This window comes from Curtobacterium sp. MCBA15_001, assembly GCF_001864835.1.
GTDB lineage: Bacteria > Actinomycetota > Actinomycetes > Actinomycetales > Microbacteriaceae > Curtobacterium.
The window spans coordinates 4,020-4,456 of sequence record NZ_MJGI01000006.1; the positions used below are offsets into that span (position 1 = coordinate 4,020).

The following is a 437-nucleotide window of genomic DNA, read 5'->3' on the forward strand; positions in this document are numbered from 1 at the left end:
CGCCGTCGTCGCCGCGGTCGCGAAGCGGTCCCACTCCTGCACGAGGTCGGTGCCGATCGGTTCGAGGTCGCCCTTCGCCTGGTCGTGGTCGCACCCGGTGAGCAGCAGGGGGATCCAGCGCTGCTCGTCGACCACGTGGGCGACGAGGTCGCGGGTGGTCCACTCCGAGTCCGGGGTGGAGGCGTCCCAGTCGGTGACGGCGGCGACGCGGCGGCCGAACTCGGCGGCGGCGAGGGCCTGGAGCGCGATCCAGTCGGTGGCCATGGTGGTGCTCCTCTTCGTGCGTGGACGTGTGCTGGTGGAACCCGATCGGCGCGCTGCCGATTCCCGCGCCCAACCTACGCGGCCCCGAGCGGGCGAAACACCCGCGTGCGCTCTGGGCCCGAGTACCCGTTCCCGCCCGTTCGAGCACCCTCCGTCCGTGTCCGTGTCCGTGT

Annotated in this window: 1 protein-coding gene; it reads right to left on the bottom strand. The window is 72.8% G+C overall.

All coding sequences use genetic code 11. The features are described from left to right. A partial coding sequence (locus BIU90_RS02760; RefSeq protein ID WP_175470119.1) for a maleylpyruvate isomerase N-terminal domain-containing protein occupies positions 1 to 264 on the bottom strand: 264 nt, incomplete at its 3' end. Positions 265 to 437 lie beyond the last annotated feature (173 nt).